We start from the raw sequence: 15,842 nt of genomic DNA, 5'->3' as shown, positions 1-15,842 counted from the left end.
AGCGCATCCAAAAATCTCCGGGTGGGCGACGGCACTGCCGTCGCCCAGCCGGTTGCCGTCGCCCAGCCGGTTGCCGTCGCCCAGCCGGTTGCCGTCGCCCACCCCTCGGCGCAGAGCGAATCCAAAAATCTCCGGGTGGGCGACGGCAGTGCCTTCGCCCACCCCTCGGCGCAGAGCGCATCCAAAAATCTCCGGGTGGGCGACGGCAGTGCCGTCGCCCAGCCGGTTGCCGTCGCCCAGCCGGTTGCCGTCGCCCAGCCGGTCACGTTTCGGATCGGCGCCAGGGGCTACGTCACCGGTTCGCTGATCGTTTTGAGCACCCGATGCGCCTTGAGCGCCAGCCATAGCGCCAGCCGATCCTCCGCCACGTCCGGGTCGCGCCCACTGATCTCCTTGATGCGCATCAGGCGGTAGAGGAGGGTATTGCGGTGAATATGCAGCGCCTCGGCAGTACGCGCCAGGTTGCCATTGTGCTCAAAGAAGGCTTCGAGGGTCTTCAACAGTTCACCGTGCTGGTCGCGGTCGTAATCGACGAGGGTTGCAAGAGTGCCACGGTAGAACTCCCACAGTTCCGGCGTCTCTCGCAGGAGCAGGAGCAACCGATACACTCCCAGGTCGCCGAAATCGAGCACACGTCCGTTCCCCAGCAATTCCCGCCCGATGAGTAACGCCTGTTCCGCTTCGCGCAGCGAGCGCGACCAATGGGTGAGGGTCGGCGCCTCGCGCCCGATCGCCACCAGCACGCCGGGAATATCATCGGACAGCCGCGCGCGCAGTTGATCCGCAATCTCATGCGCTCGCACGCCACGACTCACCGATGGAATGTAGCAGAGGACATCATCGATGCGGCGCATCATTGGCGCTGCAATGCCGAGCGCGTTGAGCGCGGCGCTGAGCGCGCCAGACAATCGTGCAATGGTGCGATCGTCATCGTTTGCTACACCGCAGAGCAGGGCAACGTGCGGCTGGCGCAGGTCGTACCCCAACTCACGCCCGCGTTGCACCAGCGTCTTATCGTCTGCGGCAGCGCCAACCAGCACTGCCTGCACGAAATCGCCGCGCAGACGTTCTTCGGCTGCGAGGACCGCCTGCTCTTTCGCCAGTTCCAGCGCCAGCGCCGATGCTCCCTGTTGCGCCGCCAGGCGATCCCAATCGTCGAGGGTGTCGCCGCAGAGCGCCAGATAGCCGAAGTTGCGCCCGGCGGCATCGCCCGCTGCAATCGGCCCGATCTGCTGCACCCAGATCTGCTGCCCCAGGTGAGTCACCTCTCCCGTGCCGCGTGGCTGGAGCGTCTGCAATGCCACGCGCGCCGGACCGCGCGCCCGCAGTGCGCGCACTTCGCCCGTCGAGCTGTAGAATGCCAGGCTGCGCCCGGTGCGCTCGGCAAGGGTTTCGAGCAATCCATTGACGCCGGCGCCTGCCAGTGATCGTTGCGTCAGCACATGCCCGAGTTGCGCGGCGCGCCGCTCGATCTGTGCGTCGTAATCGCTGATCAGGCGTTGAACTTCCCGTTCGACCTCGCGGATGTCGCTGGCATCGGGAAGATGGAGCAGCGGCAGTCGCAGCGTCTCAGCGGTTGCGCGCGCCTGATCCGAAATATCGCCCTGTACTGCAATTGCGGCTATTGGCACCTGCGCCAGCCGCTCTGCCAGATTGGCAAGCGTCAAGCGCTCATCGAGCGCGCGCAACGCACTGGTCGCCACCAGCACGAATTCACCGCCGCGCAGATTGGTGAAAACCGGCGGCGTTGCGCGCGGGGTTGCCACCCAGCTTACCTGATGACTCAGACCGGCGCTGCCCGCCGTAACCACGACACCTTCGGGCAACGCTAGACGCACGACATCCTGAACGGTCAGTGGAGGCATGGATTGACCTCGAACCTGTCGTTTGCCAGACGTTGAAGATTATCACTGGCTTAAGATTTCCGGGTCTATTCTACAACGATCCGGTACAGGACGCCATTATTATACCCGGCGACGTAGAGTTCACCCGCCTCGTCTTCGCCGAAAGTGGCGATCTGGAGGTTGGATTGCAGCAGTTCGGCGCGCTCCCATCCACCGGCGGACGGACGTAGCCCCCAGATGCGCCCGCTGCAAAAGTCGCCGAAGATGTAGACGCCTTGCAAGGCGGGGAATGCGGCGCCACGGTACACGTGCCCGCCGGTCACGGAACATCCCAGGCTGTGCGGGTAGACGTCAATGGGAAGATCAAAGGCGCTGCGGTCACAATCGTTCTGGCGGAAACACTCGTCCCCCTCCATCACATTCCAGCCGAGATTGGCGCCGGCGCTCCGTCCGGCAGGCAGCATATGAACCTCTTCCCGCCGATTCTGACCAACGTCGGCAATGAACAGATCGCCGGCGGCGCGGTCGAATGAGAAACGCCACGGGTTGCGCACGCCAGAGATCCAGACTTCCTGCCGCCCACCGTTGCCGTCTGCCCAGGGGTTGTCCGGGGGAATGGTGTAGGGAAGCGTTTCAACGTTGATACGCAGTATTTTTCCCAGGAGCGTCCAGCGATCCTGCCCCGCGCCCAACGGGTCGCCGGCGCCGCCGCCGTCTCCCATTCCAACGTAGAGCATACCGTCCGGTCCAAAGATGATCAGTCCGCCATTGTGGTTGGCGAACGGTTGTTCGATAGTCAGCACCACCTCCTCAGTGGAAGGGTCGGCACGGTCGCCGGCGGCGCTGAACCGCGAGACCACCGTATCGCCGTCGTTATCGGTATAGTTGACGAAAAGCCATCCATTCTCGCGGTAGCGGGGATGGAATGCGACGCTGAGCAGTCCCTGCTCATTGGCGCGCGACCCGACCCGGTCGGTAATATCCAGAAAGGGTTCAGGCAGCGCCTGCCCATCGCGCACAATGCGGATGCGCCCGACTTTTTCGACGACGAACAATCGTCCGCTGCCGTCGCCGGCATGGGTGATATGCAGCGGACGGTCAAAACCGGCAACAATCTGCTGGAGCGCAATCTGCGGCATCTGCGACGCCGTCGGCGGGGGTTGCGTGGGGACGCTCGTCGGTGCGGCAGGCTGTGTGGACGCGCTTTCGGGCGTGGCAGGCGGGGGTTGCGTAGGGACGCTCGCCTGCGTGGCAGGCGGCTGTGCCGGTGTGCCGGCAACCGCAGTCGCAATCGGCGCTGCCGGCGCCGGTGTTGTCGCCGAAGTCGGGATCAGGGTTCCAACCGGTCTTTCGTTCGCCGGCGCGCTGTTCAAACGCATACCGCAACCGGTAAGCGCAGCGAGGACGATCAGGATCAGAATGAATCGCATTATCGCTCCTTCTGCCGATCAAGGCGATTGCTTCGAGGCCACGAAGCGTAAGGACGGGTCTCAGACCCGCCCTTACGCTCCGGGTCCGGGATGATCGATGATGCGGCGGCAGAGCCGCTGCACTGCACCACAAGAGAAGATAAGCGCCGTTCTGCCGAAGGCGAAAAGAGTACTTGCGCGGCTCGCGGTGAAGCGACCGAGTACGTTCTATTATGAGCATTGTACCAGTTTCCCTCGCCGGACATTTGCCGTGAACGTGAGAAACGTCTGAGAGATCGCCTGTTGGTTTGACAGCGTAGTATGTTCAGAGTATGCTTCTCACAAAGGCGCTGGAACCTTCATATGAAGCCCGTTATACCGCTCCAGGTCTCCGACGGTCTTGCCGAAGACCTGGCGAAAGTCGAACAGATTATCCATGACCGCATGTACGCGCGACCGATTGTTGCGCAAACCGCACACGCAGCGCTGCGTGACACGGCAACGCCGTACCTGCGCGCAATGCTGGTGATGCTTGCCGCACGACTCGGTCGCTCCGACTCGCGCCGTGTGATCCATGCAGCGGTTGCAGCGGAGCTGATCCACAGCGCCACTGCCGTCCACGATAGCCTGATCAACGATGCCGCGCGTCGTCGTGGCGAACCTGTCGGCGATCAACGCTGGAATGGCGATGTGGCGCTGATGTCGGGCGATTACCTGCTGGCGCTGGCGGCATCCGAAATGGCGCGCGCGCCCGATTCGCGGATTATCGGCATGTATTCGCGCGTGGTTATGACCTTCTGTGAAGGTCGGCTGACGCCGATCACTGCGATAACGCCGCTCGATCAGGCGCTGGCGCAGCACGAGTATGTCGCCGAAAGCCGGACTGCCGCGCTCTTCGAGGCAGCGGCTCGGGTCGGGATTGTCTGCGGCGGCGGCGACGATGCGCTGGCTGATGCCCTGGGGCGTTTTGGCAGGGAACTCGGTATGGCAATGCACATTGCTGCTGAAGTGCACGATTACGACACCAATGACGCCGGACGCGCCCTGCGCCTTGGCCGGATCACCCTGCCGCTGATCTATGCAGTCGATGCCGGGGGAGGCGCTGATCTTGCAGTGGTCATCGATCAGCACCCGCTCGACGCGCAACGCCTGACTGTCGCCGTCGATCAGGTGCGACGCCTCGGCGTTCCGCGGGCGCGCGCCAGAATGCGCGATCATGTGCAGCGCGCGGTCGCTGCGCTGGCTTCCGTCCCGCCCGGCGCCGTTCGAGATGCGCTTGTCGCGCTTGCAGACGGAATAGCCCAAATGTAAGGCTCTTGCGAGACGCTCGCTATGGCTGCATATACTGTGCGTTCCACCCGTCATACATTTACGGTGACGCTTGCCGAACTCGAACTGGAGTTTTCCCTCGATGATGGTGGGTTGCGCGCATTGCGACGACCAGACGGAACAGATGTGGTCGGACGTGGCGCGCCTCACGCCGGTATCGACGTTTCGCTTGCTGAAACTGGCTGGCTGGCGAGACGCTCCTTTGCGCGCTATCTCAACCATACCCTGTACAGCATCTCCGGCGGCGTTGACATTGTTGTCGTCATTGGTCTGGGACCGTTGAAGATCTATGATCGCTACCGGGTGGTCGGGTCGCTCATCATGCGCCGCATCAGTCTGGAGAACGCCGGCGAGGATGAACTGGCGCTGTGTGGCGTGCGTCTGGCGATCAGCGGTGCTTGCGTTGGCGCGCCGGAGCGCTGCCGCTTCGAGGCGCCTGCGAATGTCATCCGTCCCCGCATGCCGATTGCCACGCTGCGCAACGATCTGCGCCAACGTCACTGGTCAGACGCCACGGCGCTGGAAACCCCGGCGTTCGCACTCGCACCCGCCGACGCGCCTGGTCTGCTGGCGTTGCACAACGATATCGTCGGCGAAACGCTGGCATGCTGGTATGCCGATGCGTCCCATCCGGCGCGCCCGCGTGTCGAAGGCGATGGCAGCGCCGTTACACTGCTCCACGAAATCCGGATCGCTGAGCGGCTGCGGGTCGAAGTGGCGTTGTCAATCGGCGTGCAGATGCTGCTGCTGGAACGCGCGCCCTGGCACGAGGCATTGCCGCGCATTCGCCAGATGATGGCGCACGGACGCGCCCCTGCGCCCGCACCGCCTGAATGGCTCGTTGATACTGCGATGTTCGTCACGCATCCGGTGCGCTATGGCGGGTTCGATGGAATGATCGATGCGCTCGACGCCATCCGACGCTTCGGATGTACGACGATCTGTCTCCTGCCGGTGCACGACATCGCTGCACCACACCAGCACGCGGCGGAATGGTCCCCGACGCAACCAGAAGACCTCTACGCGCTGCGTTCCTTCTCGGCTCTGGACGTGTCGCTTGGCGGCGTCGAGGGGTTGCGTCACTTCGTTGATGCTGCGCATGCGCGTCATATGCGGGTGGTGATCGACCTTCCGCTCTCCGGGTGCGCCGCCGACTCGCCGTATGTCCAGAACCATCCGGAATGGTTCTGCCTGGACCAGACGGGTCAGTTTATCCGCTTTTCCGGCGAGGTCGACACGCTCTACTTCGACTGGCGCAACGCCAGTTTGCGTTCGCTCGTGATCGGCGAAGCGCTCGCGCTGATGGAGCAGACCGGCATCGATGGCTTTCGCGTGCTGGTCGCGCGCGATGTGCCGCCAGGGTGGCCTCTTGGCGCAGCAATAAGTGGAAGCAGCAGCATGGGGGTGACGCACCTGATTGAAGAATTGTACGCTGCCATGCACCAGCGGCGCCCCGGTGCGGCGCTGATCACCGACCTGGCAGGACCATTGCTGGCATCCAGACGTGATCTGCTCATTGATGAAGCTGCGCACCATATGTTCACCCAACTGGCAATCGGGCGTCTGAGCGTGCCCGAAATGCAGCACTGGCTCACCGATGCTCTGGCGATTGGCGACCCCGGAACGCTGCGCGCATGCTTTACTGAAAGCCATTATTCCAGTGTGAGCAATCCGCTGGCAGAAGTGCTGCGCGGTTCACGCGCCGCCCGGATGATCCTTGCAGGGATGGTTGGATGCGGATATGTGCCATTGATCCGCGATGGGCAGGCGGAAGACCGCGACGATCAAGAGTTCACTGCGCGTCTGCTCAAGGCGCGCGCGCACAGCATTGCATTGCGGCGCGGAACCGTCGAACCCGATGGCGCGCGCTGCAACGATCCGGCGATCTTCGTGGTCGTGCGCCGTCACGCAGACGAATGCGTTGTTACCCTGCTGAACGCCAGCCCGATGCGTCGCCGGGCGATCCTTGATCTGCTCCTCGCCGATCTGACAGCGGACGACTATCTCGTCAGCGATTTGCTCGATGAACCCGTGATCAACGGTGAACCCGGCGTGCTGCTACGACGCGACGATCTGGAGGCGTTTCCTGTTGTGCTGGGTCCATTTGCTGCACGATTCCTGGCGCTGCGTCCTGCGGCATCCCATGTCCTGCATCCCGTCGACGCTGAACCGCCGGAGGCGGCGCTTCAGGATGCCGGACGCACAACCACGCGAGAGTGAGGGCAAGACGTTGGGTCGGGTCAGCGCCCCGCCCTACAAGGACGTGGAGCGGCAGACGTTGGCTGAGCCTGTCGAAGCCGCCGTCTGCCGCCAGATGGTGGGGCGGGTCAGCGCCCCGCCCCCTACTACCCCGCTCCTCGCTCCGCTATGACTGCTGCGGCGCATTTTTCGCCGCTGATCATGGCGGCATTCAGGCTGCTGGCTTCGGTAAACTCGCCGGCAAAGAAAAGCCCCGGTCGTCCGCTACGATTGTCGGGCAGCAGCGGATGAATGCCCGGCGCCTGCGGGAACTGCGCGTAGGCGATACGGTACACCCGCAACGGCTGATACCCTTCGAGCGCCGCCAGCGCGTCGGCATCACCGGCGAACATGCGCCGCAGATCGGCAAGCGCCGCCCGGTAGAGGTCATCGTCGCTCAATGTGCTCGATCCGAGCGCCGTCGCGCTGAGCAGACAGCGTCCCGGCGGCGCATAATCTGGCGCAACGTTGCTGATCATCTGCGCATTGTTCACCAGCGCGTCGGGAGCGGCGTTCAGCGCAATCTTGCGCCCGCGATAGACCGGCTGACTGCCGCTGAAGTAGAGCGTGATCGTCTGCAACGCGCCCTGCGGCATCGGCAGGCCGCTCAGCCGCGCCGCTTCGGGCGCCGGCGTCGCCACCACCACCGCATCGGCGACTAGTTCCTCCCCGGATGCCAGCCGCGCACCGGTCACCCGTCCCTCGCTCATGATCAGTTCGGCGACCGGCGCGTGCAACCGGATCAGCCCGCGCTCCAGGAGGGTATCGCCAAGTTGCCCGGCAATTGCGCCCATACCGCGCGCCGGCAGCGCCGCAGCCCCTTCGGTGAGCATCTTGAAATCGAAGCGGAAGCACTTGGCGCTAGTGCGCAGGCTGCGGTCAAGAAAAATCCCACCGTAGAACGGACGAAAGAAATGGTTGATCGTCTGCTCGCTGAACCCGGATCGGCGCAAGTACGCCAGCGTCGTCTCATCGTCCCCTGCCAGCACGTCGTCAATCGACTGACGGCGCAGACGCTGCGCGAGCAGCAGCACGCGCAACTTGTCGAAGGGCGGAATAATCGGCGCCAGCGCTGCATCGAGCGCCGCCGCCTGATCACGCAGTGGGTCGGTCAGAACGAAGCGCTTCCCCGCCAGGCAGATGATCGCCCCCGGATCGAAGCGCCGCAGATGCAGCGCATCGAGGTCAAGGCGGCGGCGCGCCGCCGGATACGCCTCGAATAACACCTGAAATCCGCGATCCAGGGTGAACCCGTCGGCATGGTCAGAACGCACCCGACCGCCAATGCCGTCGCTTGCTTCCACAATGGTGACATGCACACCCAGCGAGTCAAGAATGCGTCCGCAGGTCAATCCGGCAAGACCCGCGCCAATGATCAGAACGTGCATAGGACATATTCCTCAAGCATCTCTGGCTCAATGCCTCTTCCATAAGCGCACACAAAGGCGCAAAGATTCTGTGTACACGTAGTGGCTTATTGTATCAGCGTTTCTGAGAAACCTGCTCAATAATGGTGTTATTATCCCATAATTGCGTGCGTTTGACAAAACGGGCTGTGGGTGGAAAGATGCCCTGTGAGGAGAACTATCCCGACATCGTGCATCCGCCTGCTTCTTGCCGGATGTCGGCGTTCCCGACGCATCACGCCGTATTATAAGCGTAAAGGTATCAATGATGGCTACGAACCCGCTCTCACTCCAGATGTACACCCTGCGCGATCTGGCGGCGACCGACTATGTCGGCGCGTTGCGGAAGGTGAAGGAAATCGGATACGGCGCTGTCGAAGTGGCGGGGGTCGGCGGAATGAGCGCCGCCGCGCTGCGCCAGGAACTCGACGCCATCGGGCTGATCATTTCCGGCGCGCATGTGCCGATCGAGATGCTGGAGAGCCAGCTCGATACAATCATCGCCGATATGCAGACACTGGGAGCGCCATACCTGATCTGCCCCTGGATGCCGCCGGAGCGCCGCAACAATGCCGACGACTACCACGCCCTGGCGCGCGTTCTCAACGGCATTGGCGCAACCGCTGCCGCTGCCGGGTTGACCTTCTGCTATCACCATCATGACTTTGAACTCCAGCCGTTCGGCGACACTACCGGATTGCATATCCTGCTGCACGAATGCGATCCGCGCGCCGTGGCGTTCGAGATCGACGTGTACTGGGCTGCCTTTGCCAGCGTCGATCCGGTGCGGTTGATCGGCGAATTCATCGGACGTGCGCCGCTCATCCACCTGAAGGACATGGCGCCCGGCAGCCGGACATTCGCCGAAGTCGGGCATGGCACGCTGGACATCCCCGCCATCCTGCGCGCCGCACGCGCCGCCGGCGCGCAGTGGTTCATTGTCGAGCAGGACGTCTGCCAGCGTCCGCCGCTCGAAAGCGTGCGCATGAGTTATGAGTATCTGAAGGGGCTGGGGTTGTAAGGGAACGCAGAATAGACCCTGCGCCCCCGCATCCCCCCTCTCCCACTCCCCTCCCACTCCCCTCCCACTCCCCTCCCCCTTTATGGGGGAGGGGCAGGGGGTGGGGGAGAGGGAAGGGTCGAGGGTGGGGGTGAGAGAAGGGTCGAGGGTGGGGGTGAGGGAGGGGCAGGGGGTAATGCAACAGCAGGCAATCCTATGCCCCTGCGCCCCCCTCGGCTTGTCGTTCCAGGTGTGCAACATACGTGGACGCATACTTTACATCGAAGGGGGAGTAATCTATACTCTCTCGCAAAAATGGATGCTCGCAACGAGGAGAACCATTGACGATGCAGCCTGGCAGTATCGTTCGCTGTCGTCATCGTGATTGGGTGCTGATGCCTGCCGAAACGGATGACGTGTGGGCGCTGCGCCCGCTCACCGGCGCCGATGATGATGTCGTTCACATTCATAAAGGGTTGTCCAACCTCATACGCTACACATTGCCTTTCGAGCAGGTGGAATCGAGTGTGTTTCCGCTGCCGACCGCCGATGATGTTGCAGACGCCGCTGCTGCGCATCTGCTCTGGCAGGCGGCGCGCCTGACCTTGCGCGAAGGCGCCATGCCGTTTCGCTCGCTCGGACGCATCTCCATCCGTCCGCGCACCTATCAGTTCGTCCCGCTGTTGATGGCGCTCAGGCTCGATCCGGTGCGCCTGTTCATCGCCGATGATGTCGGCGTGGGGAAGACCATCGAGGCGCTGCTTGTGGCGCGTGAACTGCTCGACCGCGGCGAGATTCGGCGGGTGTGCGTCCTGACGCCGCCCGTCCTGTGTGAGCAGTGGGCGCAGGAGATGGCTGAAAAGTTTAACCTCGAGCCGGTGATTGTGCGTTCGGGGACGGCGGGGCAACTGGAGCGTCGTGTTCCCGCAGGAATGAGCATCTATGAGCATTTTCCCATTCAGGTGGTGAGCATTGATTTTGTGAAAACCGACCGGAACCGCCATCAGTTCCTGCACTTCTGTCCCGAATTCGTGATCGTGGACGAAATTCACGGCGCTGCCGCCGCCCAGGGGCGCAGTCAGCACGAACGGCATGCGCTGGTCAAGGAAGTCGCCGCCAACCCGCGTCGGCATCTGATCCTGCTCACGGCGACGCCCCACTCCGGCAAGGAAGACGCCTTCCGCTCGCTGTTGGGGTTGCTGCGCCCGGAATTTGCTGAATGGGATGTCGCCGCGCTCGACGAGCGGCAGCGCGACGCCCTTGCCAGGCACTTCGTGCAGCGCACCCGCGCTGATATTGAGCGCACGTGGGAAATGGCCGCGCCGTTCCCAAAGCGTGAGGCGCTGGACGCGACCTACGATCTGTCGCTGGCGTACCGCGATCTGTTTCAGCGCACCTACGACTTTTGCGCGGAGATTGTGCAGACGGGCTGACGGCTCGACGAGCGCAGGCGCCGCGTCCGCTACTGGGGGGCGTTGGCGTTGTTGCGCTGCGTGATGTCCAGTCCGGCGGCGGCAGTGGCGGCGCTGGTCAATCGGAGCGGCGCAGCGTCGGAGCGGATGGCGGAATTGGGCGAAGAAAGCGATGCGGCGCCAGCGTTTTCGCCCTACGTCTTCGAGTCGTCTGACGACCGCACCGACGACGAGATTCCGACGCCGCCGGTGGAGGCGACCGAGTCCATGCTCCCCGACGCCGACCGACGTCGGCTGCGCCAACTGGCGAAGATGGCCGAGCGCCTGCTCGGATCGGAGGAGGACGAGAAGGCGCGCCAGGCGACGACCATCGTGCGCAATCTCTTGCGTGAAGGGTTTTTCCCGATTCTTTGGTGCCGCTACATCGCCACAGCCGACTATGTCGCCGAACGCCTGCGCGCGCAGTTGCCCGATGTGCAGGTGGTGTGCGTCACCGGCCGGATGCCCGATGAGGAGCGGCAAGCAAAGATCGCCGAGATCGATGCCGACCGGTTGCGGGTGCTGGTCGCAACCGATTGCCTCTCGGAAGGAGTGAACCTCCAGTCGTTGTTCAGCGCCGTCATCCACTACGACCTACCGTGGAACCCCAATCGCCTCGAACAACGCGAGGGCCGGGTGGATCGCTTCGGTCAGCAGGCCAAGCGCGTGAAAGTGCTGCGCTTCTTTGGCAGGAATAATCCGGTAGACGGCGCCGTGATCGATGTGCTGCTTGAAAAGGCGCGGGTGATCCGCCAGACCCTGGGCGTCCACGTGCCGGTTCCCGAAGAGGGTGAAAGCGTGATGCAGGCGGTCCTCGAAGCGTTGTTTCTGCGCACGACGCAACGGAGCGCCCAGCTTACGCTGGACCTGGGCGCGCCTGAAGCGGACTTCTTGCATCGCCGTTGGGATCAGGACGTTGAGCGCGAGCGCATCAATCGCACGCGCTTTGCGCAGCGCGCGCTGAAACCCGAAACGGTGCAGCGTGAACTCGATGCGACCGATGCCGTGCTCGGCGATCCGGCGGCAGTGCAGACCTTTGTGCTGACCGCTGCTCAACGTCTTGGCCTTCCTATCACCAAAGACCCCAGGCGGACGGATGTCTGGCGCATCCCCCTCGATCCTCACACCCTTGCGCTGGTTCCTGAACCGATCCGTCTCGTCCTCCCGCACCGTTCGTCCCGCGCGACGCGCCTATCATCCGCGCTATGGCCCATCTCGTTTGTCTCGCCGACCCCGGCAGGCGCCGAGTATGTGGGCCGCAACCACCGCTTTGTGGCGGCGCTGGCGCGCACCTTGCTGGAGGCGGCAATCGCCGGACAGGGAAACGGTACGGTGTCGCGCTGTGGCGCCGTCCGCACCCGCGCAGTGACCGCGCTGACGACGCTGGCGTTGCTGCGGGTGCGCTACCTCCTCCGGCAACCGGCGCGGACGCCGCTGTTGGCTGAAGAGGCGCTGGTCGTCGGCTGGCGCGGCAGCGGCAATGCCCCCGATCACTGGCTGGCGGATGATGAGGCGCTCCGCTTACTGGCGGAAACGACGCCGGATGCCAACATTCCGGCAGCCGAGAAGCGGGAATTGGTTCAGCGGGCGATGCGCGAGATGGGCGAGTGGCAAGGAGCGCCTGACGCTTGGGGGAAGGCGCATGCAATCCAGCGGCTGATGCGGGAACGGATTGAACAGCGCGCCGCGCACCTGGTGGAAAGCCATAAGCGCGTGCGCCAGGCGGTCTCCTTGAACGTGCGCGGTCTGGAGGTTCAACCGCATGTTCCGCCTGACCTCCTTGGCGTTGTCGTCCTGCAACCGATGGTGAAGCCATGAGTGCGTTTCCGTCCATTCGCATCGAAGGCGGCCTGTTGGGGCCGGACATCCTGGAACATCTTGTTGCCGGCGACCTGCCCGGGCAGAAGCCGTCCGACTTCGGGTTGGATGACCGGCAGAGCCTGACCGACGAGATGGCGGCGGTCTTTGCCGATGCCCGCGCGCAATGGGAGGCGTTTCGCCGACGGCTGGCGCGCCTGCCGGAGAGCGACCCGGCGACATCTGTCACACGCGACGCCTGGGTCATCCCGTTCTTCAGCCTGTTGGGGTACGAGCTGCGCTACAACCAGCGCGCCTACGACGTTGACGGCATGACCTTTGCAATTTCCCACCGCGCCGGCGATTCCGACGACGCGCCGCCAGTGCATATCGTCGGCGCGCGGCAGGAGTTGGGGCGGGCGGCGCCCACGGGCCGCCCCCGTCTCGCCCCGCATGCGCTGGTGCAAGAGTTTCTCAACCGGACCGAGCGCCTCTGGGGCGTTGTGACCAACGGCGAGGTCGTGCGCGTGCTGCGGGAGAGCGTCTACATTCGTCGCCAGGCGTATGTGGAATTCGACCTGCGCCACATCTTCGAGGAACAACGCTTTCACGACTTCGCCGCGCTGTATCGGCTGCTCCACCGCACCCGTCTGCCGCATGGCGGGGGCGCGGCGGACGCGCGCGCGTGCTGGCTGGAACGGTACTATCAGCACGGGCTGGAGCAGGGCGACCGGGTGCGCGAACGCCTGCGCGACGGCGTGGAGGCGGCGATCACGCGCCTGGCGAACGGCTTTCTGTCCCATCCCAGGAATAGCGCGCTCCGCGCGCGACTGGCGCGGGGAACGCAGGGCGGCGCGTCTGCGTTCCTCGCTCCGGCGGGGGGCGGAGGGGGCGGTGCGCCGCTGACCCCCAGGATTTCTACCGCCAACTCCTGCGTCTCGTCTACCGCTTCCTCTTCCTGCTGGTCTCCAAAGAACGCGGACTGATCGGCGCCGCCGCCCTCTACCGCGAGCACTACGGCGTCACCCGGCTGCGCCGCGCCCTTGAGCGCCGCAGCGCCGCCACCGAGGACGACGACCTCTGGTGCAGCCTCACGGTGCTCTGGTATGTGCTGGCAGACGAACGGCTCGCCGCGCTGCTCGGCGTGGCCCCGCTCAACGGCGACCTCTTCGAGCCGATCGATCTGGATGCCTGCGCGATCACCAACCGTGACCTGCTGGACGCTTTCTGGCATCTGGCCTACTACCGCGACACTCCCGGCAGCCCGCCGCGCCGCGTGAACTACGCCGCGCTCGATGTGGAAGAACTGGGGTCGGTGTACGAAAGCCTGCTCGATTACCACCCGCTGATCATCGCCGACGGCGCCGCGCTCCGCTTTGAACTGGCCTACGGCTCAGAGCGCAAGGCGACCGGCTCCTACTACACCCCGCCGGACCTGGTCGGCGCCGTGATCCGCGCGACGCTCGATCCGGTGATCGCAGAACGCCTCGCCCCGGCGCGAACAACGGCGGAGAAGGTCCAGGCGATCCTCTCCATCCGCGTGCTCGATCCGGCCTGCGGCTCCGGGCACTTCCTGCTTGCGGCGGCGCGGCGGCTGGGCAAAGAACTGGCCCGCATCCGCACCGGCGAAGACGAACCCGCCCCGGAGCAGGTGCGCGTCGCTCTCCGCGATGTGGTGGCCCACTGCATCTACGGCGTGGACAAAAACCCGCTGGCGGTCGAACTGGCGCGCGTGGCGCTGTGGCTGGAGAGCCACGCCGAGGGCAAGCCACTCACCTTCCTCGACCACCGCATCACGTGCGGCGATTCGCTGGCGGGTCTCGCCGACCTCGCTGCGCTGGAGGACGGCATCCCCGACGAGGCGTTTGCGCCGGTCAGCGCCGACGACAAAGGGGTCGCCGGCGGGCTGAAGCGCCAAAACCGCAAGGAAGCAGGCGGGCAGAACACGCTGTTCGGCGCCTTCGACCCGGTCGCCGCAGTCGCCGCCCTGGGCGCGGAGGCGGCGTCCGTTGACCAGATCGGCGACGACACGCCGACAGCCGTGCGCGCCAAGAAGCAGTGCTACCAGGCGTTCCGGCAAAAAACAGCGCGGCAGCGCATCGCCTGCAACCTCTGGACGGCGGCCTTCTTTCAGGCGCGACGGGCCGGGGTGCCACTGGCCAGTTTCATCACGACCGACACCGTGCGCGCATGGCTGGCGACGCAGACGGCGCACCCCCAAGCGGTCGCCGCCGCCGAGGCCCTCGCGGCGCAGCACGGCTTCTTCCACTGGCCGGTGGCGTTCCCCGATGTGTTCGCCCACGGCGGCTTCGACGTGGTGCTGGGCAATCCGCCGTGGGAGCGGATCAAGCTGCAAGAACAGGAGTTCTTTGCCGCACGCGACCCGGAGATCGCCCGCGCCCCGACCGCAGCGGTGCGCAAGCGGCTCATCGCCGCCCTGCCCGCCGCAAAGCCAGCCCTCTGGGAGGACTACCAGCAGGCACTGCACACCGCCGAAAGCACCAGCCGCTTCCTGCGCGGCAGCGGCTGCTACCCATTGACCGGACGGGGCGACATCAACACCTCCTCGGTCTTTGCCGAGCGGATGCGGGCGCTGGTGCGGCCCGGCGGACGGATGGGGATTGTTGTGCCGACCGGCATCGCCACCGACGACACCAACAAACACTTCTTCGCCGAGATCGTGACGCGGGGGGAGATGGTGAGCCTCTATGACTTCGAGAATCGGAAGAAACTCTTCCCGGCTGTCTGTAGCCGAATAAAATTCGCACTGCTCACCGTGCAGAAGCGTGACGAGCGCAGCGCGCGCCGGGTGGCGCCAGCCGAATTTGCCTTCTTCTTGCACGACGTTGCCGATCTTGCCGACGCCGAGCGGCGGTTCACCCTGACGCCGGACGACTTCCGGCTGCTGAACCCCAACACGCGCACGGCGCCGATCTTCCGCAGCCGCTGCGACGCCGAGCTGACCAAGCACATCTACCGGCGCGTGCCGGTGCTGATTGACGAGGGGAAGGGCGAAGCCGGCAACCTGTGGGGGGTGGCGTTTACCACCATGTTCCACATGGCCAACGACTCGGGACTGTTCCAGACGACGCCTGCCCCCCCCAGCCCCTCCCCCACAAGGGGGGAGGGGAGCACTCCCCCCTCTCCCCTCGTGGGAGAGGGGGGCCGGGGGGGGGGGAGGGGAGAGAGGAGGGAGAGGAAGCAGAGGGAGCAGAAGAACGCTGGGAGGTTCCTGAGGAGTTGCGTAGAAAGATGGTAGAGGTCGCGCGCGAGTTCCGCAAGCACCCCACCCCTAGCGAGGCCATCTTGTGGCAAGCGCTGCGCGGCAAACAGCTTGACGGCATCAAGTTCCGCCGCCAGCAAAACAT

At 64.7% G+C, this 15,842-nt stretch carries 12 protein-coding genes; 8 read left to right on the top strand and 4 right to left on the bottom strand.

The window, feature by feature from the left end:
• From AC3EA7_RS22475 to AC3EA7_RS22465, 3 genes are all read right to left on the bottom strand, one after another.
• Positions 1-345, bottom strand: a 345-nt coding sequence (locus AC3EA7_RS22475) for a hypothetical protein (RefSeq protein WP_488616314.1), incomplete at its 3' end; no start/stop codon positions are given.
• Positions 288-1,865 carry a PucR family transcriptional regulator gene (locus AC3EA7_RS22470; protein ID WP_488616313.1) on the bottom strand — a complete coding sequence of 526 codons (1,578 nt, stop codon included), beginning with the start codon at positions 1,863-1,865 and terminating at the stop codon, positions 288-290. The genes AC3EA7_RS22470 and AC3EA7_RS22475, both read right to left, overlap by 58 nt.
• Before the next feature lie 65 nt (positions 1,866-1,930).
• Positions 1,931-3,274, bottom strand: coding sequence for a PQQ-dependent sugar dehydrogenase (locus AC3EA7_RS22465; RefSeq protein ID WP_488616312.1), 1,344 nt, complete (start codon positions 3,272-3,274; stop codon positions 1,931-1,933).
• Between the two features lie 342 nt (positions 3,275-3,616).
• Here AC3EA7_RS22465 and AC3EA7_RS22460 point away from each other — a divergent pair, with 342 nt between their 5' ends.
• Positions 3,617-4,564, top strand: coding sequence for a polyprenyl synthetase family protein (locus AC3EA7_RS22460; RefSeq protein WP_488616311.1), 948 nt, complete (start codon positions 3,617-3,619; stop codon positions 4,562-4,564).
• Positions 4,565-4,585: 21 nt separating this feature from the next.
• Positions 4,586-6,802 carry an alpha-amylase family protein gene (locus tag AC3EA7_RS22455; protein ID WP_488616310.1) on the top strand — a complete coding sequence of 739 codons (2,217 nt, stop codon included), beginning with the start codon at positions 4,586-4,588 and terminating at the stop codon, positions 6,800-6,802.
• A gap of 125 nt (positions 6,803-6,927) precedes the next feature.
• Here AC3EA7_RS22455 and AC3EA7_RS22450 read toward each other — a convergent pair whose 3' ends face one another.
• Positions 6,928-8,208, bottom strand: coding sequence for an NAD(P)/FAD-dependent oxidoreductase (locus tag AC3EA7_RS22450; protein ID WP_488616309.1), 1,281 nt, complete (start codon positions 8,206-8,208; stop codon positions 6,928-6,930).
• Positions 8,209-8,491: 283 nt separating this feature from the next.
• Between AC3EA7_RS22450 and AC3EA7_RS22445 the strand changes: the two genes are divergently transcribed.
• From AC3EA7_RS22445 to AC3EA7_RS22420, 6 genes are all read left to right on the top strand, one after another.
• On the top strand, positions 8,492-9,247 hold the full coding sequence (locus tag AC3EA7_RS22445) for a sugar phosphate isomerase/epimerase family protein (protein WP_488616308.1): 756 nt from the start codon (positions 8,492-8,494) through the stop codon (positions 9,245-9,247).
• 326 nt (positions 9,248-9,573) lie between these two features.
• Positions 9,574-10,659 (top strand): DEAD/DEAH box helicase, encoded by a 1,086-nt coding sequence (locus AC3EA7_RS22440; protein WP_488616307.1) that lies wholly within the window; start codon positions 9,574-9,576, stop codon positions 10,657-10,659.
• A 63-nt stretch (positions 10,660-10,722) separates the two neighbouring features.
• The gene (locus AC3EA7_RS22435) at positions 10,723-12,495 is read left to right on the top strand and encodes a helicase-related protein (RefSeq protein ID WP_488616306.1); all 1,773 of its coding nucleotides are present in this window, start codon (positions 10,723-10,725) and stop codon (positions 12,493-12,495) included.
• Positions 12,492-13,460, top strand: a complete 969-nt coding sequence (locus AC3EA7_RS22430) for a hypothetical protein (protein WP_488616305.1) — start codon at positions 12,492-12,494, stop codon at positions 13,458-13,460. Before AC3EA7_RS22435 ends, AC3EA7_RS22430 begins: the two co-directional genes overlap by 4 nt.
• Positions 13,461-13,570: 110 nt before the next feature.
• A complete protein-coding gene (locus AC3EA7_RS22425) occupies positions 13,571-15,733 on the top strand; it encodes an Eco57I restriction-modification methylase domain-containing protein (RefSeq protein ID WP_488616304.1) in 2,163 nt (720 codons plus the stop codon).
• Positions 15,727-15,842, top strand: a 116-nt coding sequence (locus AC3EA7_RS22420) for a DUF559 domain-containing protein (RefSeq protein WP_488616315.1), incomplete at its 3' end; no start/stop codon positions are given. The genes AC3EA7_RS22425 and AC3EA7_RS22420, both read left to right, overlap by 7 nt.

The sequence above is a fragment of the Roseiflexus sp. genome, from assembly GCF_057785375.1.
The sequence above is the reverse complement of the archived record's forward strand: the minus strand, read 5'-3'. Positions and strand labels throughout refer to the sequence as shown.

What these genes read in the sequence shown, in the direction of transcription:
- AC3EA7_RS22455 (WP_488616310.1), top strand. Translation starts at nt 4,586, where the DNA reads ATGGCTGCATATACTGTGCGTTCCACCCGTCATACATTTACGGTGACG.
- AC3EA7_RS22450 (WP_488616309.1), bottom strand. Translation starts at nt 8,208, where the DNA reads ATGCACGTTCTGATCATTGGCGCGGGTCTTGCCGGATTGACCTGCGGA.
- AC3EA7_RS22470 (WP_488616313.1), bottom strand. Translation starts at nt 1,865, where the DNA reads ATGCCTCCACTGACCGTTCAGGATGTCGTGCGTCTAGCGTTGCCCGAA.
- AC3EA7_RS22465 (WP_488616312.1), bottom strand. Translation starts at nt 3,274, where the DNA reads ATGCGATTCATTCTGATCCTGATCGTCCTCGCTGCGCTTACCGGTTGC.
- AC3EA7_RS22430 (WP_488616305.1), top strand. Translation starts at nt 12,492, where the DNA reads ATGAGTGCGTTTCCGTCCATTCGCATCGAAGGCGGCCTGTTGGGGCCG.
- AC3EA7_RS22440 (WP_488616307.1), top strand. Translation starts at nt 9,574, where the DNA reads ATGCAGCCTGGCAGTATCGTTCGCTGTCGTCATCGTGATTGGGTGCTG.
- AC3EA7_RS22435 (WP_488616306.1), top strand. Translation starts at nt 10,723, where the DNA reads ATGTCCAGTCCGGCGGCGGCAGTGGCGGCGCTGGTCAATCGGAGCGGC.
- AC3EA7_RS22460 (WP_488616311.1), top strand. Translation starts at nt 3,617, where the DNA reads ATGAAGCCCGTTATACCGCTCCAGGTCTCCGACGGTCTTGCCGAAGAC.
- AC3EA7_RS22445 (WP_488616308.1), top strand. Translation starts at nt 8,492, where the DNA reads ATGATGGCTACGAACCCGCTCTCACTCCAGATGTACACCCTGCGCGAT.